Origin of the sequence: Pseudotabrizicola algicola (genome assembly GCF_010915705.1) — a bacterium.
Classification (GTDB): Bacteria; Pseudomonadota; Alphaproteobacteria; order Rhodobacterales; family Rhodobacteraceae; genus Pseudotabrizicola; species Pseudotabrizicola algicola.
Window position 1 is genome coordinate 688,896 of the sequence record NZ_JAAIKE010000001.1, and the last position, 26,052, is coordinate 714,947.

The 26,052-nt window shown below is 61.2% G+C and carries 28 protein-coding genes and 1 tRNA gene; 15 read left to right on the plus strand and 14 right to left on the minus strand.

Going from position 1 to position 26,052, the window contains the following annotated elements:
• Positions 1-25: 25 nt before the first annotated feature.
• The 5 genes from G3572_RS03300 (at position 26) to G3572_RS03320 (ending at position 3,631) form a co-directional block, all read left to right on the plus strand.
• Positions 26-475 (plus strand): hypothetical protein, encoded by a 450-nt coding sequence (locus G3572_RS03300; RefSeq protein ID WP_164609231.1) that lies wholly within the window; start codon positions 26-28, stop codon positions 473-475.
• A gap of 499 nt (positions 476-974) precedes the next feature.
• A complete protein-coding gene (locus tag G3572_RS03305; RefSeq protein ID WP_164609232.1) occupies positions 975-1,163 on the plus strand; it encodes a hypothetical protein in 189 nt (62 codons plus the stop codon).
• Positions 1,160-2,221, plus strand: a complete 1,062-nt coding sequence (locus tag G3572_RS03310; RefSeq protein ID WP_164609233.1) for a tyrosine-type recombinase/integrase — start codon at positions 1,160-1,162, stop codon at positions 2,219-2,221. Before G3572_RS03305 ends, G3572_RS03310 begins: the two co-directional genes overlap by 4 nt.
• Before the next feature lie 146 nt (positions 2,222-2,367).
• Positions 2,368-3,207 (plus strand): DUF4747 family protein, encoded by an 840-nt coding sequence (locus tag G3572_RS03315; RefSeq protein ID WP_164609234.1) that lies wholly within the window; start codon positions 2,368-2,370, stop codon positions 3,205-3,207.
• Entirely contained in the window at positions 3,200-3,631 is a 432-nt protein-coding gene (locus tag G3572_RS03320; RefSeq protein ID WP_164609235.1) for a hypothetical protein, read from the plus strand. Before G3572_RS03315 ends, G3572_RS03320 begins: the two co-directional genes overlap by 8 nt.
• Before the next feature lie 138 nt (positions 3,632-3,769).
• On the opposite strand, the gene G3572_RS03325 is transcribed toward G3572_RS03320, so the two are convergent.
• Together G3572_RS03325 and ypfJ are read right to left on the minus strand one after the other, a co-directional pair.
• Positions 3,770-3,854: transfer RNA gene (locus tag G3572_RS03325), tRNA-Leu, on the minus strand.
• Between the two features lie 53 nt (positions 3,855-3,907).
• Complete coding sequence (gene ypfJ, locus G3572_RS03330) at positions 3,908-4,750, minus strand: KPN_02809 family neutral zinc metallopeptidase (RefSeq protein ID WP_164609236.1); 843 nt, start codon at positions 4,748-4,750, stop codon at positions 3,908-3,910.
• A 119-nt stretch (positions 4,751-4,869) separates the two neighbouring features.
• Here ypfJ and G3572_RS03335 point away from each other — a divergent pair, with 119 nt between their 5' ends.
• On the plus strand, positions 4,870-5,448 hold the full coding sequence (locus tag G3572_RS03335) for a YqaA family protein (protein ID WP_164609237.1): 579 nt from the start codon (positions 4,870-4,872) through the stop codon (positions 5,446-5,448).
• Positions 5,448-5,921, plus strand: a complete 474-nt coding sequence (locus tag G3572_RS03340; RefSeq protein WP_164609238.1) for a disulfide bond formation protein B — start codon at positions 5,448-5,450, stop codon at positions 5,919-5,921. Before G3572_RS03335 ends, G3572_RS03340 begins: the two co-directional genes overlap by 1 nt.
• Positions 5,922-5,924: 3 nt before the next feature.
• On the opposite strand, the gene G3572_RS03345 is transcribed toward G3572_RS03340, so the two are convergent.
• Complete coding sequence (locus G3572_RS03345) at positions 5,925-7,142, minus strand: deoxyguanosinetriphosphate triphosphohydrolase (protein WP_164609239.1); 1,218 nt, start codon at positions 7,140-7,142, stop codon at positions 5,925-5,927.
• A gap of 75 nt (positions 7,143-7,217) precedes the next feature.
• On the opposite strand from G3572_RS03345, the gene G3572_RS03350 reads away from it, so the two are divergent.
• The gene (locus G3572_RS03350; RefSeq protein WP_164609240.1) at positions 7,218-7,550 is read left to right on the plus strand and encodes a HesB/IscA family protein; all 333 of its coding nucleotides are present in this window, start codon (positions 7,218-7,220) and stop codon (positions 7,548-7,550) included.
• 40 nt (positions 7,551-7,590) lie between these two features.
• Here the strand turns inward: G3572_RS03350 and G3572_RS03355 are convergent, their stop codons facing one another.
• The 3 genes from G3572_RS03355 to G3572_RS22260 all read right to left on the minus strand — a co-directional run bounded on the left by G3572_RS03355 (position 7,591) and on the right by G3572_RS22260 (position 9,815).
• Positions 7,591-8,538, minus strand: coding sequence for a DMT family transporter (locus tag G3572_RS03355; protein WP_164609241.1), 948 nt, complete (start codon positions 8,536-8,538; stop codon positions 7,591-7,593).
• The gene (locus tag G3572_RS03360; RefSeq protein ID WP_164609242.1) at positions 8,535-9,596 is read right to left on the minus strand and encodes a DUF6902 family protein; all 1,062 of its coding nucleotides are present in this window, start codon (positions 9,594-9,596) and stop codon (positions 8,535-8,537) included. Before G3572_RS03360 ends, G3572_RS03355 begins: the two co-directional genes overlap by 4 nt.
• Positions 9,597-9,692: 96 nt before the next feature.
• Positions 9,693-9,815 (minus strand): hypothetical protein, encoded by a 123-nt coding sequence (locus tag G3572_RS22260; protein WP_275897722.1) that lies wholly within the window; start codon positions 9,813-9,815, stop codon positions 9,693-9,695.
• Between G3572_RS22260 and G3572_RS03365 the strand changes: the two genes are divergently transcribed.
• Both G3572_RS03365 and xth read left to right on the plus strand, forming a co-directional pair.
• A complete protein-coding gene (locus G3572_RS03365; protein ID WP_164609243.1) occupies positions 9,814-10,002 on the plus strand; it encodes a hypothetical protein in 189 nt (62 codons plus the stop codon). The genes G3572_RS22260 and G3572_RS03365 overlap by 2 nt on opposite strands.
• 216 nt (positions 10,003-10,218) lie before the next feature.
• On the plus strand, positions 10,219-10,998 hold the full coding sequence (xth, locus tag G3572_RS03370; protein ID WP_164609244.1) for an exodeoxyribonuclease III: 780 nt from the start codon (positions 10,219-10,221) through the stop codon (positions 10,996-10,998).
• Here the strand turns inward: xth and rarD are convergent.
• From rarD to G3572_RS03395, 5 genes are all read right to left on the minus strand, one after another.
• Complete coding sequence (gene rarD, locus G3572_RS03375) at positions 10,965-11,900, minus strand: EamA family transporter RarD (protein ID WP_164609245.1); 936 nt, start codon at positions 11,898-11,900, stop codon at positions 10,965-10,967. The two genes, xth and rarD, sit on opposite strands and share 34 nt — an antisense overlap.
• A 58-nt stretch (positions 11,901-11,958) precedes the next feature.
• Positions 11,959-12,375 carry a cupin domain-containing protein gene (locus G3572_RS03380; RefSeq protein WP_164609246.1) on the minus strand — a complete coding sequence of 139 codons (417 nt, stop codon included), beginning with the start codon at positions 12,373-12,375 and terminating at the stop codon, positions 11,959-11,961.
• A 91-nt stretch (positions 12,376-12,466) separates the two neighbouring features.
• Positions 12,467-13,744: a phosphopyruvate hydratase gene (gene eno / locus G3572_RS03385; RefSeq protein ID WP_164609247.1), complete on the minus strand. Its 1,278-nt coding sequence runs from the start codon at positions 13,742-13,744 to the stop codon at positions 12,467-12,469.
• Between the two features lie 39 nt (positions 13,745-13,783).
• Complete coding sequence (locus tag G3572_RS03390) at positions 13,784-14,647, minus strand: DMT family transporter (RefSeq protein ID WP_164609939.1); 864 nt, start codon at positions 14,645-14,647, stop codon at positions 13,784-13,786.
• 32 nt (positions 14,648-14,679) lie between these two features.
• Entirely contained in the window at positions 14,680-15,099 is a 420-nt protein-coding gene (locus G3572_RS03395; RefSeq protein ID WP_164609248.1) for a Fur family transcriptional regulator, read from the minus strand.
• A 782-nt stretch (positions 15,100-15,881) separates the two neighbouring features.
• On the opposite strand from G3572_RS03395, the gene G3572_RS03400 reads away from it, so the two are divergent.
• Positions 15,882-19,571, plus strand: coding sequence for a vitamin B12-dependent ribonucleotide reductase (locus G3572_RS03400; protein ID WP_164609249.1), 3,690 nt, complete (start codon positions 15,882-15,884; stop codon positions 19,569-19,571).
• Positions 19,572-19,744: 173 nt separating this feature from the next.
• On the opposite strand, the gene G3572_RS03405 is transcribed toward G3572_RS03400, so the two are convergent.
• On the minus strand, positions 19,745-20,143 hold the full coding sequence (locus G3572_RS03405) for a flagellar protein FliS (protein WP_164609250.1): 399 nt from the start codon (positions 20,141-20,143) through the stop codon (positions 19,745-19,747).
• A 115-nt stretch (positions 20,144-20,258) separates the two neighbouring features.
• The gene (locus tag G3572_RS03410) at positions 20,259-20,897 is read right to left on the minus strand and encodes a response regulator transcription factor (RefSeq protein WP_164609251.1); all 639 of its coding nucleotides are present in this window, start codon (positions 20,895-20,897) and stop codon (positions 20,259-20,261) included.
• 184 nt (positions 20,898-21,081) lie between these two features.
• Here G3572_RS03410 and G3572_RS03415 point away from each other — a divergent pair, with 184 nt between their 5' ends.
• Positions 21,082-21,648 carry a putative pterin-binding protein gene (locus G3572_RS03415; RefSeq protein WP_240335382.1) on the plus strand — a complete coding sequence of 189 codons (567 nt, stop codon included), beginning with the start codon at positions 21,082-21,084 and terminating at the stop codon, positions 21,646-21,648.
• A gap of 45 nt (positions 21,649-21,693) precedes the next feature.
• Positions 21,694-24,333 carry a response regulator gene (locus G3572_RS03420; protein WP_164609252.1) on the plus strand — a complete coding sequence of 880 codons (2,640 nt, stop codon included), beginning with the start codon at positions 21,694-21,696 and terminating at the stop codon, positions 24,331-24,333.
• Here the strand turns inward: G3572_RS03420 and G3572_RS03425 are convergent.
• Entirely contained in the window at positions 24,298-25,173 is an 876-nt protein-coding gene (locus G3572_RS03425; protein ID WP_164609253.1) for a hypothetical protein, read from the minus strand. The genes G3572_RS03420 and G3572_RS03425 overlap by 36 nt on opposite strands.
• A gap of 49 nt (positions 25,174-25,222) precedes the next feature.
• Here G3572_RS03425 and flgB point away from each other — a divergent pair, with 49 nt between their 5' ends.
• The gene (flgB, locus tag G3572_RS03430) at positions 25,223-25,633 is read left to right on the plus strand and encodes a flagellar basal body rod protein FlgB (protein ID WP_354003979.1); all 411 of its coding nucleotides are present in this window, start codon (positions 25,223-25,225) and stop codon (positions 25,631-25,633) included.
• A 1-nt stretch (position 25,634) separates the two neighbouring features.
• Positions 25,635-26,045: a flagellar basal body rod protein FlgC gene (flgC, locus tag G3572_RS03435; RefSeq protein WP_164609254.1), complete on the plus strand. Its 411-nt coding sequence runs from the start codon at positions 25,635-25,637 to the stop codon at positions 26,043-26,045.
• Positions 26,046-26,052: the final 7 nt, after the last annotated feature.

A 26,052-nucleotide genomic window follows, 5' to 3' on the forward strand; every position in this document is an offset into this window, starting at 1 on the left:
GGGCGGCCGTCGTATGGTGGCTGTCATGAGGGTGCGCATCGCATCGCTCGCCGTCGCCTTCGCCCTGGTCGCATCTGCCGCCGTGCCGCAGACCATCATCGAGAATGACCCCGGCGGCTCACTGGTGGACAGGCTGACTGCCCTCGCCAGCCTCCGCCAGACAGGCCACCGGGTGGAGATCGTCGGCTGGTGCGCCAGCGCATGCACGCTCTACCTCGGCCTGCCCGGTGCCTGCGTCCGCCCCTCTGCCCGGTTGGGCTTCCACGGCCCGCAGTCGCAATTCTACGGCGTGTCTCTGCCGCCCGATGACTTCGAGCACTGGTCGCGCGTCATGGCCGACCACTACCCCCCGCAGTTGCGCGCCTGGTTCATGCGCGATGCCCGCAACACCACGATGGGCGTGGTCCAGATCACCGGCGCGCAGGCCATCCAGCTCGGCGCGCGGCAGTGTCTGAAAGGAGGCGGCAATGGCTAAGAACAGAAAAACTCGCGCTGGCCGTGTTATGAAGTGGCGCGGGCGCAACGAATTGCCTGGGGTCGCACATGCAAGCTAGGGAGGGACGGTGCGCTGCGCTTCGTGAAGCTCTCTCTTTTGGAAGTGCCCACAGCATCTCACTGCGGATTCCTACTAAAAAAAGCACGGTGCCCTTGCAGCGCACCTCGGTTTACTCCGCTAGGGGTTGCGACCCCTCACCGTCATCAAAATATCCATCGGACATACTGATTGGTCTTCGCTGTTTTAGCGGAACCGCACGTTGCAGCGCGCAGCGGCTTACGCCTAAACCTTATACCCGTAAACCCGTTAAGGACACCGCCGTAAATCTGCAAATCTACGACCACTCGCCCCGGGAACTCAGAAACGCCTCCATGAAGGAGCCCCTTCCTGCTTCTCAGGTGAAGCTGGACATGAGAATATGGACCATAGGTCGCGCTTTCAAGTATGTTCAGCACAAAATATTGAAGGATGCGGTCAATTGACCCGCGCCGTCACCCTTGCTGACCTTCGCCGCGCCGCACAGGTTGCGCGCGAGGCTGGCGTGGCGGTCACGATCGAGGCTGACGGAAAGACTTATCGAATCTCGCCAGATCCTTCACCTTTGCCGCTTGGCGCGGCAGAACGGGAGATCAGCGAGTGCGACAAAGCGTTCGGGTTGTCAGGATGAAGGGGCTTTGGGTGCAGCCGCGCGACGGGCGCGCTTTCTATCGCACGCGCAAGGGCGGAAAGACCAAGCTGGTGCCCCTGCCCGATCTGCCCCACGATCACCCGGATTTCATCGCAGCATGGGCCGAAGCAGCGCGCGATGGAAAGCCCGCCGAGAAGCCAAAGCAGGGCACGCTGGCCAGCACATGGAACGCCATGCAGGGCAGCCCGATGTTTGCAAGCTGGACGCCGGTCTATCGCGCAAAGATCGCCCGCCAGTTCACCGCGATCTGCGAAACCAAGGGGCATGTCAGCGCCCGCGCCATCCGAGATCCGCACATCACGAAAGACGTGTCAGAGGCCCCCAGCCCGGGCGACAGGCTGCGCGCGTGGCGGGCATGGGGCGCATGGTGCAAAGAGCGCGGGCTGATCGCGGATGATCCCGCCCGCACCGTGCGGATGCCGCGCACCGCCAAGGCCAAGGGCGTGGTCGGGCACCGCCGCTGGACGGCTGACGACATCGAGCGCTTCCGCGCCCGCTGGCCGGTCGGGACGACACCGCGTGCCGTGATGGAGCTTCTGCTATGGACTGGCGCGCGCATTTCAGACGCGGTGCGGATCGGCCCCCAGATGGTGGATCGGCAGGGCGTTCTGGTCATCCAGCAGGGCAAGACGGGCGAGCGCGCCTATGTGCCGTGGACATGCGCCCTGCCCCCATTTGCAGCCGAGGCTGACCGGCAGACAATGCTGGCCGCGATCGCGCCTTATGCGGGCCACCTGTGCTTTGTTCCGGCGCGCGATGGCCGCATCAGATCGGTCAAATCCGCCACCCAGATGATGCTGAAAGCCTGCGCCGAGGCCAAGGTCACAGCGACCAGCCACGGCCTGCGAAAGACCAGGTCCGCACTCATCATCGAATCGGGCGGCAGTGCCACCGACAGCGCCGCCTGGACTGGTCACATCAGCCGCAAAATGGCCGAACACTACCAGCGCGAATACGACCGCCACGCGGCGGTCATGGGAATACCAAACTCTGACGGCAATTCCCCTGACGTGATTTCCGCCAATCGGCCTACCTGAGGTTCGCGATTGGGCTAAATCAGACGCTAGGATAACTCGGATTTCCACCCGTGACTTTCACCAAGGATTGAGGGGTTACACTTCAAATTCGTTGACGAATCGCTCACTCGCTGCAGACACTCGCCCAACCAGAGGGAGAGTAAAGATTGTCAAAGAATTACAGATTTGACCTATTTCGTTTGAGCCTGAGAACACGTGAGCAACCATCAATGTTTGAGGTGCCTATGAACCGTGAAGGATGGATCAGGCACCTATTCTCCAGTCAGGTCGAATTCACTCATCATGGCGCGACTTTCGTTTACATCCCGCTTGATCCCAAGACGACGTTTCCAAACATCGTCGGGAAAATTGGACGCCAAACCTTGGAAATTGCCAACAGGCCGCCGCATGAGGGTTACGCTGAATACCTGCTTGAGGCATGGAAAGCGGCTGTCCTGGTGGTCGATCCTACAGAGCACGCAGATGGCCAGAAGTTAGCTTTGCAACAGCATGGCGATGTTGGAAAGCCATCCTCGCTCGCGCCGCGTCTCCTAAAAGCGTTGGAGGCCAACCAAGAATGGGTCCAGTTTCTGGCTTCAGTGCATCCAATTACAAACGCCGAAGCTTTTTGGGATTGGGTTAAGAAGAACGAGGGGAAGATAACCAAGATCCGCATTGAACTCGAAGTCCCCAACATGTTCGGAGGAGACGACGAATATGACAGAGAAATGAAGCAGTTCAGAGAGCGGGAAAAAGCACAAAGGGTGGCCATTGAGGTTGAGAACCCAGACGGAATAAATGCTGAGACGGATCGAATCAGATACACTGCAGACAAAGCTATGGCTAAAGGAACAGGAAGAATTAAAGCAAAGGCTAAGGGTAAGAACAACAATTTTACTTCGCAGAGCCAGCAGGAAAGCGTTAAGATTCCTAAAACTGACGAACGTGGAGATGGTCCATTGACCATAGCAAAGTCAATGGCAAACAAGTTGCTTGGCCGTGAATAAGTATTACCTTCATCTTGTATATTGGACCACCGTTTTTTCGATGGTGCTTCTTTCCTTTGGTCGGCCAAAGGTGCTGGGCAGCGAAAACAGCTTCCTACAGGGTTTTGTAAACCATGAGTTTCTAAGCTTCATGGGAGTAATTGTTACAATCACCCTCGCCACCGCAACGAATACGCACATTGAGCTCAGAAAGAAGGAGGCTACGGCTGGAGAGGAGTTCTTGAGAGGAACGAGAGCGGCCGTCAAAAAGTCAGCTTACTCTCTCATATGGTTATTGGTCGTTGCAGTGGCAATTGTGGTCACTAAGCCGATAATGGCAACATCTGAGGTCACAGTCTCTTTATTCAACTCTGCAGCTGTTGCAACTGTGCTCTGGGGTGCCTTTGTGATCTACGATCTCGCCAAGTTGGCCTTTAAACTCTAGCGGCGATCCGGCGACAGTCGTTTGGATGCGCAACAATAGGCGAGATAAAATTTCTGGTCCCGATGTGGATGCAGATAACCCCGAAAGTGGAAACAGCGCACCTTAACACCCTGAAATTATTAGGATAATTCAGGAAGATGGTGCCCGAGGTCGGACTCGAACCGACAAGCCTTGCGGCGGCGGATTTTGAATCCGCTGCGTCTACCAATTCCACCACTCGGGCAACGTGGGATGCGTTTACCTGCCCCCGCGCGCGCCGTCAACAGGCTCTGCGAGCTAGAGATCGTTTGTCGAGAAGGTATCGCATGCTGCGATCTGGCCGGATTGCAGACCCGCCATGAACCAGCGCGCCCGCTGCTCCGAAGTGCCGTGGGTAAAGGTGTGGGGCATCGGCCGCTGTCCTGCCGCCCGCTGCAGGGTGTCATCGCCGATCTGGCGTGCGGCGGTCACCGCCTCCTGAAAGTCGCCACGGTCAATGGTGCCGAAGGTTTGCGAGGCTGTGCGCGCCCAGACACCCGACAAGCAATCGGCCTGCAGCTCGATGCGCACCGAAATCGCGTTGCTGTCGACCTGACTTGATTGCGCGCGCAACTGATTTGCCTTGCCCAGAATACCAAGTTCGTTCTGCACGTGATGCGCGATTTCATGAGCGACCACATAGGCCGCCGCAAAATCGCCCCGTGCGCCAAGCCGCGTTTCCAGCACGGTGAAAAACGCCGTGTCCAGATAGGCCTTGCGGTCGGCGGGGCAGTAAAACGGCCCCGTTGCCCCGGACGCACCGCCACACGGGCTTTGCGTCGCACCCTTGAACAGGACCAGAGTGGCGGGACGATACTCTCGGCCAAGCTGGGTGCGGAAAAGCTGGGTCCAGACTTCCTCGGTATCGGCCAGAGTCACGGATACGAACTCTCCGGCTTCGATATCGGCCTGTGTAAGCTCGGCGGTCGCGCCAGAGCCACCGGCAGGTTCCTGCAACAGCGGGGTTACATCCACACCGAAAAAATAGCCGATGAGCAAGACAGCGATCACGCCGATGCCGCCGATCCCCCCGACAGCCCCGCCCTTGCTGGCGCGGCGATCCTCAATGTTGCGGCTGCCCCGCCGTCCCCGCCATTCCATGACTGCCCCTTTGCCTGAAATTTCCGCATCAGCCTAGCGCGCTTCGTCTGCGCCGGAAAGCATCCTTGACCTTGCCCGCGCGTCATGATGCAAGCGCAGCGTGTGCAAGGGAGGACCAGATGATCCGTGGCCTTTATGATTGGACCATCCGTCTGGCCGAGCACCCGCGCGCGCTCTGGGCGCTTGCCGTGGTGGCTTTCCTTGAAAGTTCGGTGTTTCCGATCCCGCCCGATATCCTGATGATCCCGATGATCCTTGCCGCGCCGCGCCGCGCCTTTCTGATCGCGGCGGTGGCCACGGTTTCTTCTGTGCTGGGCGGCATGTTCGGTTATTGGATCGGCGCGGTGCTCTATGAATCGGTCGGGTTGCCGGTGCTGGAATTCTACGGCAAGACCGGGAACTTCGAGGCCTTCAGCGATACCTATAACGAATGGGGCGCGTGGTCGGTTCTGATCGCGGGGGTCACCCCCTTTCCCTACAAGGTCATCACCATCCTGTCGGGAACAACGGGGCTCGATCTGGTGGTGTTCACCGTCGCATCGATCTTTGCGCGCGGCTTGCGGTTTTTTATTGTCGCGGCGCTCCTGTGGAAATTCGGCGCACCTATTCGTGATTTCATCGAGCGCCGCCTTGGGCTCATGTTCACGCTGTTCGTTCTGCTGCTCGTCGGCGGCTTCGCTGTTCTCAAGGTGCTCTGATGCAAACCACCCTCTCTGCCCGTGCCTATACAGCCGTTGCCGGGCTTGGCTCTGCCGCGCTGCTGGCCGGGGCCTTTGCCTTCCAATACATCGGCGGGCTTGCACCTTGTGCGCTGTGCATCTGGCAGCGCTGGCCCCATGCGGTGGCGGTGGGTGTGATGGTGCTGGCACTTCTGGTGCCGAACCGCTGGCTCATGGCACTCGGAGCCCTGGCGGCGCTGACATCGGCGGGGATCGGCGGCTTTCACATGGGCGTGGAATACGGCTGGTGGGAGGGACTTCAGTCCTGCACCGGAGGCTCCATCTCGGGCATCAGCATGGATGACCTGCTTAACCCCAATGCCGCCGTTGCCGCGCCCGTGCGCTGCGATCAGGTGCCGTGGTCGATGCTCGGCCTGTCGATGGCCGGATGGAACATGGTGCTTTCGCTGGGGCTGGCCGGGCTCTGGGCATTGGCGGCCAGCCGCGACTGAGCATCAGGTTGGAAACCGCGGCGCGAAATGGGGGCCTGTATGGGTTTCGATCAGCGCGCCGCCGCACAGGCGGCCATGTTCCTGAATGGCAAACCGGTCCGTCATCCCTGCGACGTAATCGGCCACAGTGCGCGCAAGTTCGATCTGGTCGGTGCAGGCCTGCACCGCATGTTCCCATTCTTCGGGAAGCAAGCTCGGGTCCGCCATGAAGGCGTTGAACAGGTCCTGCACCACCTGCGTGACCTTGGCCCGCACCGCCATCACCGAAGGCGCACGATACATCCGGTGGAACAGAAAACTGCGGATCGCCTTCAATTCCTGATACAGCGGCTTGGAAAAGCGGATGACCGTCGTGCCAAGCATCCGGATATCATCGACCGATTGCGGTTTTGCCGCCTCGAGCCGGCCTTGGGCGACCGCGATCACATCTTCGACCATGCGGCCAAAGACACGGCGCAGCGCCTCATGCCGACGGCGCATCGGATCCAGCCCCGGATAGAGCGCATCGACCTCGGCAAAGGCAGGACCGGTGACGGGTAGACCCATCAGATCGGCTTCGTCGAACAGACCCGACCGCAGGCCGTCATGCAGATCGTGATGGGAATAGGCGACATCGTCGGAAATGGCGGCGACCTGCGCCTCGGCGCTGGCATGGGTGTGCAGCGCAAGATCCCACTGGGCATTCACCTCGGCCAAGGCATAGGGCAACGGGCCGGCGTGTTTGGCATCGGCATTCGGTCCGGTGACCGGACCATTGTGCTTGGCGATCCCTTCGAGAGATTCCCACGTCAGGTTCAACCCGTCAAAATCGGCGTAGTGCCGCTCGAGCCGCGTGACGATGCGCAGGGCCTGTGCGTTATGGTCAAAGCCGCCGAAGGGCTTCATCAGATCGGACAGCGCGTCTTCGCCGGTATGGCCAAAGGGCGTATGGCCAAGATCATGCGCAAGCGCGATACATTCGGCCAGATCGGTGTTCAGCCCCAGTACACCCGCGATCGTGCGGGCCACCTGCGCCACTTCGATCGAATGGGTCAGGCGGGTGCGATAGTAGTCGCCCTCATGCTCGACAAAAACCTGCGTCTTGTGCTTGAGCCGCCGAAATGCCGAGGCATGGATGATCCGGTCCCTGTCCCGCTGATAGGGAGAGCGAAAGGACGACATGCGTTCGGGGTGAAGGCGGCCGCGAGAGGCATCGGGGAGGCAGGCAAAAGGCGCAAGCATGGAACTGCCCGTTCTTGTTGAAGTCTTCTTTGCCCCTTATATTGCACTGTGACCTCCAAGGATATGTGAAAAATCATGGACCTGACCTTGCCCCCCCGTGTCACCGACCGTGCCTTTGCGCGTCTGGCCGAAATCGCCGATCTGACAGGGGAGCAGAAATCGCTGCGTGTCGCGGTAGAAGGGGGCGGCTGTTCTGGCTTTCAATACGAGATCAAGCTGGACGATCCCGCGCCGGATGATCTGGTGCTGGAAAAAGACGGCCAGCGCGTGCTGGTCGACTCTGTATCGCTGCCCTTTTTGCAGAACGCGGTGATCGACTTCACGGAAGAACTGATCGGCGCCCGCTTTGTGATCGAAAACCCCAACGCAAGCAGCAGTTGCGGCTGCGGAGTGTCCTTCTCGATGTGATCCCCCCAGAATGACAAAGCCGCCCCGAAGGGCGGCCTTTTTATTCTGCAGGCACCGCTGCCGTGCCGGGGCTTGCCTGCCCTTGCGGCAGACGGGCCAGACGGTCTACCCGCACCTGTTCCATCAGCGCGATCCCTCCGGCACACATCACCAGCAGCGCACCAATCACCGTGCCAAGCGCGGGAATTTCGCCAAAGAACACAAATCCGACGGCAACCATCCAGACGAACTGAATGTTCATCAGGGGCAAGGCAACAGGCGCACGCAAGCGCTGCATGACCAGAACCATCGTCCAGCGGGCAAGAAACAGCAGGCCCGAGTAAAGGAAGATGCGCGCCACATCGACCAGCGCCATCGGCTGCCAGATCGCCGGCAACATCAAGGCCGCCGCCCCGGCAAGCGCCAGATTGGGATAGAACACCTGCACCAGCGTGTTTGTCTCGCGCCGCGCCATCAAGCGGGACAGCACGAGCGACACGGTTCCGGCAAAAGCCCCGCAGAACCCGGCCAGATGCCCAAGCGTCAGCCCCGACAATCCCTCGGGAAACAGCATCAGAACGCCGACCAATCCCAAGGCCAAGCCCGCCCATGCCGCCATATCGACGCTTTCGCCCAGCACATGCCGCGACATCAGGGCGGACATCAGAGGCATCAGGCCGACAAAAACAAAGATCTCGGCCAATGGTATCAAAGCGATGGCGTAGAAGAAGCCAAGCGACGCCACAACGGTGGCAAGCGACCGCGCCAGCAGAAGCCCGGGAACGGTGGTTTTCAGGCAGCTTGTGGTGAATATCCCGATCTGTGTGCCCGCGCGCGCCGCCAGAAGGCTGATCCCGGCCATGATAAGGCCGGACAGAAAGAACACCTGCGGCGCTTCGAGACGGGCGGACAGGTCTTTGACCGTGCCATCTGCCAAAGTCGCGGCCAGTGTCGAAGCGATCAGGAAGGCCACTCCGAGGACCCAGGGGGTGCGAAGAGTCTGCATCATTTCAAAGCTCCCCCGATGCGGCCCGCGCGGGAAAATCCGGCGAAGAACCCTTCGAATTCCGCCATCCCCTCCACCTGCTCCAGACACTGCCGCGCCGGTTCCGAGAGTTTTGCCCAGATCCGCCACCGCATCCGGCTCCAATCGGGGTGACGGGCCTCGCCCATATCAAGCAAGACCAAGGACAGCTCATGCAGGGCGCTGACTGCGGCACGCGGCTGGCGGATCACCCGCGCCTGCGCTGGCACGGAATGCGGAAAGGCAGATTGCCCCAGCACGCCCCGCGCCCAGTTCAGCACCAGATATTGGTGGTAATCGTCGTCAAGCGAGATGCCACGCGCACCAGCGACAAAGTCGACCTGATCCGCCGCGCGCACAACCGCTTGTGACCAAAGCGCCGGGACCTCCTCGCCGGACAGATGAAGCGCAAGCGCGACCTCTGCCAAAAGATCAAGATTCCCCTCGAGCCACGCGACAAGCCCCACATGCATCAGGCTCAGCCGCCGTGCCGGATCGCGCGCAATCGTGCGGCGACCGTAATCTGCGGCGTGGAAGACAATATGGGTCAGATCATAGGCCGCCCGCCGGTTGGGCAGGCAAAAGGCGGCTGCATTCGCGCCGAACCGCGCCAGCCGCGCCTCCAGCCCCGCATCGTGCCTGTCCAGCCCCGCCCGGCGCAACAGCAATTCCGCCTCGCCCCGATGGGTGTCCGACAGCTCGATCGAGGGCAAATCCTGCGTTACGACAAAATCGGCAAGCTCGGCCACCGGAGCCTCGGTCAGACCGAGATCGCGCAGATCAAGCGCAAGCGACAGATACATGCGGTAATACTGCGGGAAGAACCTCACCTCTTGCATCAGGCCCTTGGCGCGATGGCGCAGAGGCTCCAGGTCAGCTTCAAGGCCGAGAGCGGCCAGAATCTGCAAAAGCTCGGCGTTTTCCTTGAGCCAGAAGGCATCATGCTGGCCGCGCCTGCGTGTGGCGAACAGATCGATCAGACCGGGAATGGCCGGATCGCAGGATGCGGCCCCCTGCCGCCGTAGCGAGACGATGTTGGTCATGACAGCCCTATCTGAAGTCGGGGGCGCGCAAGATGTGGCAGCACCCATGCGCGCCCCTGTCGTGTCCGGAACCCGTTACCCGGGTTCGCAAGCCGTTCAGATTTCGGCGACGCTGGTCATCAGGGCAGCCTGAACGCCGGACATCTTGCCAGCCAGATCAAGCGCCGCATCCTCTTGTGCAACCGAGGTCATGGCCGCCGAGGCCACCGATGTCATCATGGAGGAGGCCACACTGGTCATCATCGAGGATGCGACCGAGGTCATCATGGACGAAGCCACGCTCGTCATCATGGACGAGGCCACACTGGTCATCATGGCGGATGCGACCGAGGTCATCATCGCCGTATCTTGTCCCGCCAGCATGTCAGAGACAGCGCCAGTTTCTTCAATCAAGTCAATGCGCTGAGCGGCATTCGAAAACATTTTAACCCTCCAGGTTTTACGGTCTACACCAGATCACGCTAACCTCGGATTTTCGATTCGGCCAAAGTAATTCGCGTTAAAGTTGTGTTATCCACAGATTTTTCACTCTGTGGGTAAGTTGACTTCGCCTCCTGCCATCAAGGCTTGCCTTGCGCAGACCATTGTCCGATAGCTGATACCGCAACAGGGAGGCCGGATCATGCTGATCGCGACGTTCAACATCAACGGGATCAAGGCAAGGCAAGAGGCCCTGCCCCGCTGGCTGGCGGCGTCAAAGCCCGATGTGGTGTGTCTGCAAGAGATCAAGTCGGTTGATGAAGCTTTTCCGCGCGCGCTTTTCGAGGACATGGGGTATCGCGTGGAGACGCACGGGCAGAAGGGCTTCAACGGGGTGGCCATTCTCTCGCGACTGCCGCTCGAGGATGTCACGCGCGGTCTTCCCGGGGATGACGGAGACGAACAGGCGCGCTGGATCGAAGCCACAGTGATGGCGCCGCGCCCCGTGCGGCTGTGCGGGCTTTACCTGCCCAATGGCAACCCTGCCCCCGGCCCCAAATACGAATACAAACTCGCGTGGATGGCGCGGATGGAAAGCCATGTGCGCGCGCTCTTGGCCTTGGAAGAGCCGTTCATCTGCGCCGGTGATTACAATGTAATCCCGCAGGCACAGGATGCCGCCCGTCCGCAGGCATGGGAGGAGGACGCACTTTACCTGCCGCAGACCCGTCAGGCCTTCCGCCGCCTGCTGAACCTTGGCCTGCTGGATGCCTTCCGCGCCTATGAACCCGGACCGGGACATTACAGCTTCTGGGATTACCAGGCCAATTCGTGGGAACGGAACAACGGTATCCGCATCGATCACCTGCTGCTCTCGCCCGCCGCGGCCGACAGGTTGACCGGCGCTGGCATAGATCGCGACGTGCGCGCCGGAGACAAGCCGTCAGATCATGTTCCGGTCTGGATCACGCTGGATGCCTGACGCGCGCGGCCCCGTGCGCGGATGCTCGAGACGGTGAAGATCACCAGAGCCGTCCAGATCATCGGAAATGCCACCAAGCGCGCGGCGCCGAACGGCTCGCCGAATACAAAAACCGCAATGATGAAAATGATCGTCGGAGAGACGTATTGCATCATGGCGATGGTCGACAGGCGCAAACGCTTGGCTCCGTTGGCATAGATCATCAGCGGCACCGCAGTCACCAGACCCGTCCCGATCAACAGCAGATCGTCGCTCGTCACGCCTTGCGCAAAATGTGGCGCGCCTTGGCTGTGCAGCCAGACCAGATAACCCAAGGCAAAGGGTGCCAGCAGCATGACCTCGAGCGTGAAGCCCTGATTGGGGCCGATCGGCAGCGACTTCTTGAGATAGGCATATATGCCCCATGTCACCGTCAGCCCCATCGCCACCATCGGCACCCGCCCGGCCTCGACCGTCAGCAAGCCAACCGCTGCCGCCGCCAGACCGATCGCCGCCCATTGCGCGCGGGTCAACTGCTCTTTCAGGACGATCCGCCCCAGCAGAACGCTGAACAACGGGTTTATGTAATAGCCAAGCGCCGCCTCCAGCGCATGACCGGAACCGATTGCCCAGACATATGTGCCCCAGTTCACGGAGATCAGTCCGGCCGTCGCGGCCGCCATCATCAACATGCGCGGCGTGCGCAGTGCCTTGCGCAAATCCTGCGTGCGCCCCAGCCAGATGATCACCCCAAGCCCCACCGGCAAAGACCACAGGACCCTGTGCGCGATCACCTCCAGCGGAGAGACATGCGCAAGCGCCTTCATGTAAAGCGGCAGGAAGCCCCACAGAAGATAGGCGCATAGCGCAAACGCAAAGCCGGAGCGGCTGTCTTCATTCTTCGGGAGGGATGCATCTGACATGACGCTCGCATAGCGCTTTGCCCGCGCCGCCACCAATGCCATTTTGTGACGGGAACAATCAGCGCGGCAGATCGAAATTCGGCGCGGCCAGGACAAAGCCCGCAAAATCAAAGCCCGGGCTTACCGTGCAGGACACAAGGCTATAGGCCCCCAAAGACCGTGCCGCCTGCCAATGCCCCTTTGGCACCACCACCTGCGGCGACTCGCCCGCCAGAACCGACGGCCCAAGACGATGGTCCACTGCGCGCGTCTGCCCCACCGAAAGCACCACCGGCGCACCGGCGTGCCAGAGCCAGATCTCGTCTGCATCCACATGATGCCAATGGCTGCGCTCGCCGGCCCGCAACAGGAACAGGATCGCCGTGCCGCTTGCGCGCCCGCCAATCTCTGGTCCGGCCCATGTCTGGCGATACCAGCCGCCCTCGGGGTGCGGGGCGAGATCGAGTCGAGCTATGATCTGGTCCGCCTCGTCCATCCCTGCGCTCCTGCCTTGCACTGTTTTGGAATACTCACGCCGGAGGCGTCCGGCCTCTGCCGCGAACGCCCCCGCCGAAAGTCTGCGCGTCTTATGCTTTCAGGATCGAGCGTCCGGCATATTCCGCCGTTTCGCCAAGCATTTCCTCGATCCGGATCAACTGGTTATACTTCGCGAGCCGGTCAGAGCGCGACAGCGAGCCCGTCTTGATCTGGCCGCAGTTGGTCGCAACCGCCAGATCGGCAATCGTGCTATCTTCCGTCTCGCCGGAGCGGTGGCTCATCACGTTGGTATAGCGAGCGCGGTGTGCCATATCGACGGCCTGCAAGGTTTCGGTCAGGGTGCCGATCTGGTTGACCTTGACCAGCATCGAGTTGGCGACACCCTTCTGGATGCCTTCGGCCAGACGGCGCGGGTTGGTGACGAACAGATCATCCCCCACCAGCTGAACCTTGTTGCCAAGCGTATCTGTCAGCAGATTCCAGCCTTCCCAGTCATCTTCCGAACAGCCGTCCTCGATGCTGATGATCGGATAATCGGCCGCCAGAGATGCCAGAAACTCGACGTTCTGCGCGATGCTGAGCGATTTGCCTTCGCCCTTCATCTCGTATTTGCCGCCCTTGAAGTATTCGGTCGCGGCGCAATCGAGCGCCAGATACATGTCGACCCCCGGCTTGAAACCGGCCTTCTCAATGGATTTCAAAATGAAATCAAGCGCATCACGGGCAGAGTTCAGGTTGGGTGCAAAGCCGCCTTCGTCGCCGACATTGGTATTGTGGCCAGCCTGCGACAGCTCTTTCTTGAGCGTGTGGAACACTTCCGACCCCATGCGGATCGCGTCACGGATGTTGTCCGCGCCCACCGGCATGATCATGAATTCCTGAATGTCGATCGGGTTGTCGGCATGCTCGCCCCCGTTGATGATGTTCATCATCGGAACCGGCAGAACCCGCGCAGAGGTGCCGCCGACGTAGCGGAACAGGGGCTGTGCGGTGAATTCGGCGGCAGCCTTGGCGACGGCCAAGGAAACGCCGAGAATGGCATTGGCACCGAGCCGAGACTTGTTGGGGGTGCCGTCCATCTCGATCATGGTGCGGTCGATTCCGACCTGTTCGGTCGCATCATAGCCCACCAGTTCCTCGGCCAATTCGCCATTCACGGCAGCGACCGCCTCCAGCACGCCCTTGCCCTTGTATCGGGCGGCGTCGCCGTCGCGGCGTTCGTTGGCTTCATGTGCGCCGGTCGAGGCACCCGACGGCACGGCAGCCCGCCCCATTGCGCCGCTTTCCAGCGTCACATCCACTTCAACAGTGGGGTTTCCGCGGCTGTCGAGGATTTCGCGGGCGTGAATGTCGATGATCGTGCTCATGGGGGCTCCGTTATGCGGATGATGCTCTCGGCCCCGTCTTTACCTTGGGTCGGCCCTCATGGAAAGGGCGCGCTTGAGCCTTGCCTCGCGTGCGAAGGTGTAAAGCCCCGAGCCGATCACCAGACCGGCCCCGGCAAGCATGAAGGCATCGGGACGCTCGCCAAGGAAAATCGCAGCAAGGATCATCGCGAAGACCAGTCGGGAATAGCGAAACGGGGCCACGACAGAGACCTCGCCCTTCCGCATCGCGGCGGTGACCGCATAATAGCCCAAAAGCCCGGTCACCAAGGCGCCAGCAAGATCGATCCAGCGCGACGGGTCGATGGGCGCCGGCGCTTGCCCTTGCACCGCCATCAGAATGGCCCCTGCCGGAACCAGCGCCAGATAGGCCCATGTGGTCAACTGGAAGGTGCCTATGCTCGGCGGCATCATTCGGGTGGCAAGATCGCGCGCGGTCAGGATAAAGACGCAAGCCACTGTCAGCAGTCCCGCGAGCCGAAAGCCGTCGGTGCCGGGCTGCAAGATGATCATCACCCCGGCAAAGCCCGTGGCAATCGCGCTCCAGCGCCGCCAACCCACCTGTTCGCCCAGAAACAGGGCGGCGGCCAAGGTCACCACCAGAGGCGATGCTTGCAAAAGGGCCGCGTTCACGCTGAGAGGTATAAGCGCAAGGGCCGTGATATAGAGCATCGTTGCCCCCGCTTCCGACAGGGTGCGCACCGCTGCGGCCCCGCTCAGGGCGTGGCGCGTCAGGATAGGCTGCCCCAGACGGGCGGCGATCAGCCAGAAAACGACCGCCCCGCCCGCGCCCATCATCGCAATCACCTGCCCCGGCGGCATCGCTGTGGCGGCGCGCTTGAGAAAGAGATCCTCGAAAGCAAAGGCAGCCATGCTGGCCACCATCAGACCGGCGGCGCGGGGATTGTCGGCACTACTCACGGCTTTTGCGGCTTGGTGATCGGCACGCCCAAAAGCTCCAGCCTGTGCCCGATCAGCCGATATCCGAGCCGGGCCGCGATGCGCTCTTGCAGGTCCTCAATCTCGGGGTCGACGAACTCGATCACCTCACCCGAATTGACATCGATCAGATGGTCGTGGTGGTCGCGCTCGGCATCTTCATAGCGCGCCCGCCCGTCGCCGAATTCGAGCTTGTCCAAAATGCCTGCCTCTTCGAACAGCTTCACCGTCCGATAGACCGTGGCCAGCGAGATGCGCGGATCGATGCGGGCGGCGCGAACGTAGAGTTCCTCGACATCAGGGTGATCCTCGGCCTCGCCGACCACGCGGGCGACGATGCGGCGCTGGTCAGTCATTCGAAGGCCTTTGGCTTCACAGCGGGCGATGATGTCTGTCATGGGCATATTTTTCGCAGGCAGGGTGTCGTTCCGCTTTAGCCCAGAGGCGCCGCACATGCCACCCTTTTGCGCCTTGCAGCTGCGGTGGTGGGTCGGATAACCGCCCCATATATTGTGGGTCAGTCCAAAGAGGCCACAGGTTATGGCTAGGCTTTTTGCTATCTTGGGCGAGCCTGTCGCCACCTGCCATGGCCGCGGTGCCGCGATTCTGCCGCATGCGGGGCGATCTATGGCAAGGACGACACAGCGAGCACAAAAGGACAGTGCCTGCCGTCCCGGATCGGGAATCACCGATGCACCCATGCAGGGTTTCATCCCCAGCCGTCCCAAAATTCATCCGATTTGTTAACGACTTGTGCCAACCCTACGGCTTTTCACGCGAATTACGCGGTTTTTTCCTTTGGCTCCACAGATACCCCCTAGAGTTATCCGCAGGTCTGTCCACAGGATGACAGCGCCCGCCGTCTGACAGCAGGGCACGCCGTTGCGGGTGAGCGGGCAGGGTCAAGTCATTTTTCTATGAACAGCGGAAAAAAAGGGGGTTGCTCCGGCCCTAGGCTTACGACAGTTTGACAACCGAGCCTTGCGACACACTAAATGTAGTGGTCAGCGGGAAGGGACAAGAAACGTCATACAGGACTTCGCCCGACGGGCGTCTCCGCTTTTCCTGCTCTGCGGGGAAGGCCCGATGTTGCTTTGCTCTCTTTTGCCGCCGAGGTGGTTTTGGGATCAACGGGCCGCGACCGGACATCAACCGGGGCCATGCAGCGAGGACGGGGCAGATGAAAATCGAGCGGAAATTCACGACCGAAGCGACAGGCGCATACGGGGCGATGGGGTTCACCACCACGGTCTCGGAAATCCGCAACCCCGATGGCAAGGTCGTGTTCCGCAATGAGGCCGTTGAAGTTCCCGAAGGCTGGAGCCAGGTCGCCTCTGACGTTCTCGCCCAGAAGTATTTCCGCAAGGCGGGCGTGCCTGCCCGCCTGAAACGCGTGAAGGAAAAGGGTGTGCCGGAGTTCCTTTGGCGCTCGGTCGCCGACGAGGCCGCCCTTGCCGATCTGCCTGCGGATCAGCGCATCGTAGGCGAAACCAGCGCCAAACAGGTGTTTGACCGTCTGGCCGGCGCCTGGACCTATTGGGGCTGGAAGGGTGGCTACTTCACCACAGAAGCCGACGCACGCGCCTATTATGACGAGATGCGCTATATGCTGGCGCGCCAGATGGCTGCGCCAAACAGCCCGCAGTGGTTCAACACCGGCCTGCATTGGGCCTATGGCATCGACGGGCCGTCGCAGGGCCATTTTTACGTCGACCATCAGACGGGCAAGCTGACCAAATCGACCAGCGCCTATGAACACCCCCAGCCCCATGCCTGTTTTATCCAGTCGGTCAAGGATGACCTTGTCGGCGACGGCGGCATCATGGACCTGTGGGTGCGCGAGGCACGTCTGTTCAAATACGGCTCCGGCACCGGCACAAACTTCTCGTCCCTGCGCGGCGAAGGCGAAAAGCTGTCGGGTGGCGGCAAGTCGTCGGGCCTGATGGGGTTCCTGAAAATCGGCGACCGCGCGGCGGGCGCGATCAAATCGGGCGGCACCACGCGGCGCGCGGCCAAGATGGTGATCTGCGACATGGATCACCCCGATGTCGAGGCTTTCGTGAATTGGAAGGTTATCGAAGAGCAGAAGGTGGCCAGCCTCGTTGCCGGATCGAAACTCCATGAAGTGCGGCTGAACGAGATTTTCACGGCGATCCGCACCTGGGACGGGTCGGCAGAAGATTCGGTCGACCCCGCCAAGAACGCTGCCCTGAAAGCGGCGATCAAATCGGCGAAAAAGTCGATGATCCCCGACACTTACACCAACCGCATCCTGCAATATGCAAAGCAGGGTTACACCAGCATCGAATTCCCCACCTATGATGTGGACTGGGATTCCGAAGCCTATGTCACCGTATCTGGCCAGAACTCGAACAACTCGGTGCGGGTGACCGATGCTTTCCTCAATGCGGTAAGGGACGATGCCGATTGGGCGCTGATCCGCCGCACCGATGGCAAGGTGGCGAAAACCGTCAAGGCGCGCGAGTTGTGGGATCAGGTTGGCCACGCTGCATGGGCCTGCGCCGACCCCGGCATCCAGTTCCACGACACCGTGAACGCCTGGCACACCTGCCCCGAAGATGGCGAGATCCGCGGATCGAACCCCTGCTCGGAATACATGTTCCTCGACGACACCGCCTGCAACCTGGCGTCGATGAACCTGCTGACCTTCTTTGCGAATGGCAAGTTCGACTCAGAGGCCTATATCCACGCCTCGCGCCTCTGGACGGTGACGCTCGAAATCTCGGTGATGATGGCGCAGTTCCCGAGCCAGGAGATCGCCCAGCGGTCCTATGACTTCCGCACGCTTGGCCTTGGCTATGCCAATATCGGCGGTCTGCTGATGAACATGGGGCTCGGCTACGACAGCAAGGAAGGCCGTGCGATGTGCGGGGCCTTGACCGCGCTGATGACCGGCGTCGCCTATGCCACCAGCGCCGAGATGGCGGCCGAACTGGGGGCCTTCCCCGGTTACGCCCGAAACCGCGACCACATGCTGCGCGTGATCCGCAATCACCGTGCGGCGGCCCATGCGACCGGCAAATATGATGCGGTAAACGTGAATCCTGTCGCGCTGGATCACATCAACTGCCCCGATCAGTCCCTTGTTTCTCTTGCAAAATCTTCATGGGATGAAGCGCTGGCACTGGGAGAGGCGCACGGGTTCCGCAACGCGCAAACCACTGTGATCGCCCCGACCGGCACCATCGGTCTGGTGATGGATTGCGACACGACGGGAATCGAGCCGGACTTTGCTCTGGTGAAATTCAAGAAGCTGGCGGGTGGCGGCTATTTCAAGATCATCAACCAGTCGGTTCCGGCCGGGCTGGAGGCGCTTGGCTATCCGTCGCACCAGATTGCCGAGATCGTGGCCTATGCCGTCGGACATGGCTCTATCGCACAGGCCCCGGCGATCAACCACACCGCGCTTTTGGGCCACGGCTTCGGCCCGCGCGAGATCGAGAAGATCGAAGCGGCCCTGCCCTCGGCCTTCGACATCCGCTTCGTGTTCAATCAGTGGACGCTGGGCGAGGATTTCTGTAAGGGCACGCTTGGTATTCCGGCGGAAAAGCTGGCAGACCCGACCTTCGATCTGCTGCGCCATCTTGGCTTCACCAAGGCCCAGATCGACGCTGCGAATGACCATGTGTGCGGCACCATGACGCTCGAAGGCGCGCCTTTCCTGAAGCTGGAACACTATCCGGTCTTCGATTGCGCCAACGCCTGCGGCAAGAAAGGCAAGCGCTACCTGTCGGTGGACAGCCATATCCACATGATGGCGGCGGCGCAGTCCTTTATCTCGGGCGCGATTTCCAAAACGATCAACATGCCCAACTCGGCCTCGATCGAGGAAACGCTGGCGGCTTACGAACTGTCACATTCCTTGGGCATCAAGGCCAATGCGCTCTACCGCGACGGATCGAAACTGTCGCAGCCGCTGGCGAGCGCGCTGATCGAGGATGACGAAGAGGCAGAAGAGATTCTGGCGACCGGCTCGATGCAGGAGAAAGCTGCAGTGATTGCCGAGAAGATCGTCGAAAAGGTGATCGTAAAGGAAATCGTGCGCAGCCACCGCGAGAAGCTGCCGGAGCGCCGCAAAGGCTATACCCAGAAGGCCATCGTGGGCGGTCACAAGGTCTATCTGCGGACGGGCGAATATGGCGACGGGTCCTTGGGCGAAATCTTCATCGACATGCACAAGGAAGGCGCCGGATTCCGCGCCATGATGAACAACTTCGCCATCGCGGTCAGCGTGGGCCTGCAATACGGCGTGCCGCTGGAAGAGTTTGTCGAGGCCTTCACCTTCACCCGCTTTGAACCGGCAGGCATGGTGCAGGGCAATGACAGCATCAAGAACGCGACGTCGATCCTTGACTACATCTTCCGCGAGCTGGCGATCTCCTATCTGGACCGCACCGATCTTGCCCATGTCAAACCCACCGGGGCCTCTTTCGACGATCTGGGCCGTGGCGATGACGAGGGCAAGCCGAATGTCGCCCCTGTGACGGATACCGCCGCCAGCCGAGGGCTGGAGGTGCTGCGCCAGATCTCTTCGACCGGCTATCTGCGCAAGCGTCTGCCGCAAGAGCTGGTGGTGCTGCAGGGCGGAATGGGGGCGACGGCGCTGGCAAACGGCACCGATCCTGTGTCCGTGCTCAACACGCTCGTGCCAGAAGCGCGGATGGCGGGCTTCGCCGAAAGCACCTCGGCCTATGCCATCGGGACTGCCAGCGGTCTGGATGCTCGCCAGAAGGCGAAGATGCAGGGGTATGAGGGCGACCCTTGCGGTGAGTGTGGAAACTATACGCTGGTGCGCAACGGCACATGCATGAAGTGCAACACCTGTGGCGGCACGAGCGGGTGCAGTTGATCGGCTGACCCGGACCGGAGTAAAGGCGCCACCGCAGATCTGCGGTGGCGCTTTTGTTTGTATGCGGGCGATGTAAGGAAAGGCTTGCGCAGGCTGCGCCCGGCACGGGTCAATTCATGCGTCGATGAAAAAACGCCTCTCAAGCCATTGTCATGCAAGAATAGTTTGGACGCTCAGCCTGCTGCCCCGCGCGCGTCCATCGATTGCCATGCCTCGCGCAAGGTGGCGATGAATTCGGTCGCGCGGGCGAGGCCGTCTGCCCCTTCGCCCTTGTCGCGGAAAGCCACGGCAACTTGTTCGCGGCAGTATTCGTAGACTTGAAACAAAGATGTTGCGATCTCGCCGCCGCGCTCGAAATCGAGGCTGCTTTGAAGCAGGTAGATCGAGGACAGGGCCAAGGTCATGGAACGCGGCGGCAACGGGCGCCGCAGTTCGGCAGCGGCGGCAAGCGTTCCGAGAGCAGAATGGAGTTCCGCCAGCGCGACCCCGATCACAGCATGAGGGTCTGCCGGAAGTGCATCATCGGTCTGCGCGGCGCGTTTATAGGTTTGTCGGGCAAGGTGGAGGCTCATCTGTTTCCCTGACTGCGCTGTGCGGGGCTATCCTGCCCGCCGTGCAGAGTGAAACGGCAGTCTGGCCGCGCTGTTTACCCCGCAGGCGATGTTTCAGCGCGCATCAGCAGGCTGTTCAGACGATGCCCATGTCGCGCGCCATGATCACGGCCTGCGTGCGGTTGCTGGCCCCGAGTTTGCGGCAGATGGCCGTCACATGCATCTTGACGGTGGGTTCGGCCAACTGAAGTTCATTGGCGATGGCCTTGTTCGGCTTGCCCTCGGCCAGAAAGTTCAGGACCTGCGCTTCCTTTTCGCTCAACTGGCCATGCTTGGCCGTGCGGTTCGGCTCGGCCTGCGCCCGCATCAGTTCCATCGGCATGTAAATCTCGCCCGACTGGATAAAGCGGATCGCGTTGGCAAGGCTGCGGGCCGGTGTGGTCTTCAGGATGATGCCCGCCGCGCCCGAGTTCATGATCTCTTCCTGCATCTTCGGAGTCGGGCTGCCCGTGATGATGGCAACCGGCTTGCCGCCGTTCAGCCGGATACCGCGGCGCAGCCCCGTCACCCCATTCATGCCCGGCATGTTCAGATCGAGCAGAACCACGTCGAAAGGACCATCGTTCTGGATGATTTGTGCGGCCTCGTCAAAGGTTTCGGCCGTTGTCACCGACATGTCGGCAATGTTCGAGAGATACATCGAAAACATCTCGAGGATCATTCGATGATCGTCTGCAACCAGTATCCTGAGCTTGTTCGATATGTCTGCCGTCATGTTAATCACTTTCCCGTTTAAGCCAGAAGGAGGTGTAACCCCGCTCTTTGGATAAGGATGCCCTCAGAACGCGCAAATTTCCACACATTTGGCAGCATTTACAGCAGAGACGACCTTTGTCTATCTAGACTTGTGGTGCCGACCCAGTGCCTTACCGGGGGATGACCCATCCGAAGGGATGGGTTTGCTGACCTTTGTCATGTTTATTCTCTTGGCACGCGCTGTAATCTCTGCTGAGTCTGAGTTTATGGGAACCGCCATGTTGTCTGCTTTGTTCAAGCCCGCCCTGCCCCTCGTGCTCTCGCTCGCGGCAGCGCTTTCCTTCTTGTCGTCCTCGATGCTGCGTGCGGAGGTCTTGCTTACAATCGAAAAGCCCGATGCGGCTACCGTTTCGCTGACCCGCGAGGATCTTGCCGCAATGGACCGCGTCAGCTTCGCCACCAGCACGCTGTGGACAGAAGGCGTGCGGGAGTTTAGCGGCGTTCCGCTAAAGACCATTCTCGCATCGGCCGGGATCACCGAAGGCGTGGTGCGTGCTATCGCCATCAACGATTATCTGGTCGAGATCCCCGTTGACCTGCTGGAGGATGATGCACCCATCGTTGCCGACCAGATCGACGGCAAAAGCTTTTCCCGCCGCGAAAAAGGGCCGCTCTGGATTATTTATCCTTTCGACAAATCGGCCAGCTACCAGACCGAAGAAAGCTATGGACGCTCCGTATGGCAGCTTGTGCGATTGACAGTCCAGTAAACTATGGGGGGGCCTAGCGCCCCCCTCTTTCAAAAAGATAGTCAGATGTCTAACACCGAATTTTATGATGGTATTCAGACAGCGGAAAAGCAGGCGCGGCGCAGCCACCGCCTGCTGATTTCTTTGATTATCGTGCTTTCGATGGCCGTCGCGGCGGGTGCGTTCTATGTCTTTCGCCAGATCGAACACCAGATGTCGCTGCACGCGGCCGCCGTTTCGGACAACCGCACCTGGGTGATTGCCCAGCTAGAGGTTGATCTGGCCAAATTCTCGCTTGCCATGTCAGAGGCCGTTCTTTCGGGCGATCCCGCCGATCACCTCGAAACCGTCCGCGAACAGTTCGATATTCTTTACAGCCGCGTGCTGCTTTTGCGCAGCAGCAACAGCCTGCGCCAGACCGGATTGGAAACGCGGGCAGAATGGCTGCTGCTGAGCGGCGGCGACGGTTTGCTCGAGCAATACATCCCTGTCATTGACGGCCCGGATGAAGGACTGGCAGCCGCGCTCCCCGAAATGATCACCCGTTTTGCAGACATCCGCCCCGGCCTTCGGACAGGCGTGGTCGAGGCGGTCTTCTCGATCATGGGAAATGGAGATCTGCTGCGCGCCAATCTGCGGGACACACTGCGCATGTTTGCGGCGGCAACGCTTTGGCTGCTCTCGGGCATGGCGGTTCTGACGCTTGGCCTTTTCCTGCAAAGCCGCTCGCGCACCAAACATGCGCGCGCCCTTGAATTCGCGCTGCAGAACCTGCGCACCACAATCAACTCTGCTCTGGATGCAGTGCTGATCGTCAACGGCCAAGGACGGGTCATCGGATCGAACCGGGCAACGGTTTCCATGTTTGGCGGCAAGCTGGAAACGGCGCGCCCCCGGCTTTCGGAAATCCTGCGTGAGGGAGACGATGGCAGTCCTTCGGTCAGTCTTACGACCCTGCGGCCCGGCATGCGGTTTCGGATACAGGGTGTGCGGCTGAACGGCACCTCCTTTCCTGTCGAAGCCAGCGTCGGCACCGGACGCACGGTTTCGGGCCGTGCGATCACCGTGATTTTCGTGCGCGATATCTCCGAACAGATTGCCCATGAGGAGCGGTTTGCACAGGCCCGCAACGCGGCGATGGAAGCGGACGAGGCCAAGGCCCGTTTCCTCGCCGTCATGAGCCATGAGATGCGCACGCCGCTGACGGGGCTTTTGTCGGCGCTTGATCTGCTGGTGCGCACGACGGACCTTGATGACACCCAGGTCTGGCTGTCCGACATCATCCGCACCTGCGGCACCACCGCGCTCGAACAGGTGAACAACGTGCTGCACCTCAGCCGGATGGGCAGCGCCGATGCGGGGCAATATCCTGTATCCACCTTCTCGCTGACCCAGACGCTGCGCGATCTGGTGCGCCAGTTCCAGCCTGATGCGGCGCGCAACGAAACTTCCGTCGAGTTCGTCGGGGCAGAAAACGACGTGCTAGGGGTGTCTTTGCCCCTGCAACTCCTGAACCGTGCGGTTGCAAACCTGCTGTCGAACGCTGTGAAGTTCACCGAAAAGGGGCAAATCCGGCTTGAACTCAGCCACTGGCCTGCCGAACGTGAAGGCTGGGTCGCAATCCAGATCGCCGTTCAGGACACCGGCATCGGCATTGCCGAGAAGGACCTTGAGCGGATTTTTGAAAACTTCGAAACGCTGGACGCCTCATATTCACGCGTGCGCGAGGGCAGCGGTCTGGGCCTTGGCATTGCCAAGCTGGCAGTCGGAGAGCTTGGTGGGCATATCGAAACCCAAAGCGAGCTTGGCAAAGGCAGCCGTTTCACCCTCTTCTTCGAAGCGCCGCTGGCCGAAGTCGAAGTGGCCGAGCCCGCGCCGCGCGCTCTGCCCGCCGTTCCTCTGGCCGAGCTTTCGGTCCTGCTGGCCGAAGACAACGCCATCAACCGCACGCTGATCACCCGCCAGCTTGAAGGTCTGGGCGCGATTGTGACGACGGCAGAGGACGGGCAACATGCCTTCGACAAGGCCGCCGAGAAGTGTTTCGACCTGATCTTGATGGATGTCTCGATGCCCCGCCTCGACGGGTTGAGCGCGACGCGCCTGATCCGCCAGAAGGGCGCGTGCCGCAATGTTCCGATCATCGCCATAACGGCTCAGGCCGCGCCGGAGCGTCAAGCGGAGTATCTTGCTGCGGGAATGACGGATGTTCTGATGAAACCTGTCCGGATTGACCGGCTTGTCGAAGTGATGTGCCAACATGCCCGCAGGCCAGACAAGGTGCTGCGCGACGGTCACTGCAAGGACGCTGGAATTAAAACGGATATGCCGCTGGCGGATGACTCGATGGTCGAGTCCCTGCTTGAAGATCTTGGGGTCGATTTCGTCGCCAAAACGGTAGAAACCTTCCGCCTCGAAACGGATAAGGCGCTTGTCCTGACCCGCGCTGCCTTGGCGGAGCGGGATATGGAACAGGTTCGCAAGCTGGCGCATAGCTCTGCCGGCGCGGCGGGAGCGCTCGGGCTTATGGCGCTGAACCGCGTCTTGCTCGATCAGGAGAACCTCGCCATCGCGCAGGATGAACGCAAGGCGACGATGATTCAGGCCTATGTGGAAGAGCTTTACGCGCAGAGCATGAGGCATCTGGGCGAGATCATCTCGAAAGCCAAGGCATCAGCCCTGATCCCCGAAGAAGCCAGCATCGGCTGACGCATCTTGCCCCGCCGCTGGCGACGGGGACGATCCATCCTCATCGGGATCGGCCATCTGAAGCGCGGCAAAGGCTGAAGCCGCGGCCGCCAAACCATCAGCGGCAGAAATCGATCCCGACCGCTTCTTGCTCTTGGGTGGGGCGGCAACTGGCAGTTCCGGCTCTGGCGGTGCCGGTGCGGGGTCTGGTGCCGATGCCTCTTCTGCCGGAGAGCCGAGCGCCGAAAGCGCGGCAAAGGCATCGCCCAGATCATCTGTGTTGGCCGACCATTTGCGCGCGCCAGATTTGCGGCGCGGGGCTTTGGGCGCGGCGGGTTCGATCGTCTCGCCTTCCCCTGCCCCGGCTTCTGACACATCCTGTGCCGGTTCGGGCTGCACGGGCGGCTCGGGCGCGGCAGATGTTTCGGGAAGCGCCGCCGCAACCCGCAGGGCGGGTGTGAAAGCTGGCTCGGGCGGCGCGGATGCGGCAGCAAGCAACATGGCCGCATCTTCAAGACGAACAGTTGAAAGCGAGACGCGCGCAGGTTTGGGCGGCGGTGGTGGCGCAGGCTCCGGCTTGGGCTGAGGCGGCTCTGGCACCACCGCCACAGGCTCCGGCACGGCTTGCGGGTTGGCCTCAGTGGCGGCGGTCTCGGTCTCGTCCGGCGCGCTTGCAAGCGGTTTGTCCTGACGCATCAGCGCGATGCGCAGTGCAAGCCTTGCCCGGCGCTCCGCAGCGTTCAGATTCTCGCTTTGCGTTGCCAGCGAAAGACGGCCCACCGCCAGTGCCGTTGCCAAAGGCAAGCTTTCGAGCACTTCTGCAACGCGCCCGACAAGTCCGGAAGGAAGCTTTTCTGCCATTTTCGTCTCTCCGACAATTCTGGCACTGGTCTTGCAAGGATCGGGCCAGATGCACCTTGATCCGAGGAAACCGATGACGAATGCTTTGCGCGATCATATAGGGTTTCACGCCGACGCGCTGAAACTGGGCGAAAGACGCGGCGCCATACTGGCAAGCAACATCGCGCAGGCCGCGACCCCCGGCTACAAGGCGCGTGACATCGACTTTGCCGCCGAACTCGCGCGGAAGTCCGGCATGGGCCAACTTGCCGGCACCCATCCGCTTCACCTGACGGCACCGGTCACGCCCGATGGCGGGCCGGGCTACCGCGTGCCGACCTCGGCATCGCTGGATGGCAACACGGTGGAGCCTGCGATCGAGCAGATCAAGTTTGCCGAAAGCGCCCTGCGCCAGCAGGCCAGCCTCACCTTTCTCAACCGCCGGATCTCGGGGTTGATGTCTGCGATCAGAGGAGAGTGACATGGCCGAGATCCGGAACGTCTTTGATATCGGCACGCGGGCGCTCTCGGCGCAGATGCAGCGGCTGAACACAACCGCGTCAAACCTTGCCAACGCTGGCACCGTCGCGGGTTCGGCAGAAGGGGCCTTTCGCGCCTTGCGCCCTGTCTTCGTGGTGGACGAGGCCGCGCCGGGCACCGGGCTGACCGCCCCCCGCGCTGCGCAGATCGTGGCACTGGACCGCGAACCGGTGCGCATGTTCCGCCCCGATCACCCGCAGGCCGATGCCGAAGGCTATGTCTTCGAGGCGGCGGTGCAGGTCGAGGAGGAAATGGTCGAGATGCTCGAGGCCAGCCGCCAATACCAGAACACGCTGGAGTCCCTTTCCACCCTGCGCGCGCTGATGGCCCGCACCCTGAGCATGGGCGAGTAAGGCCCCG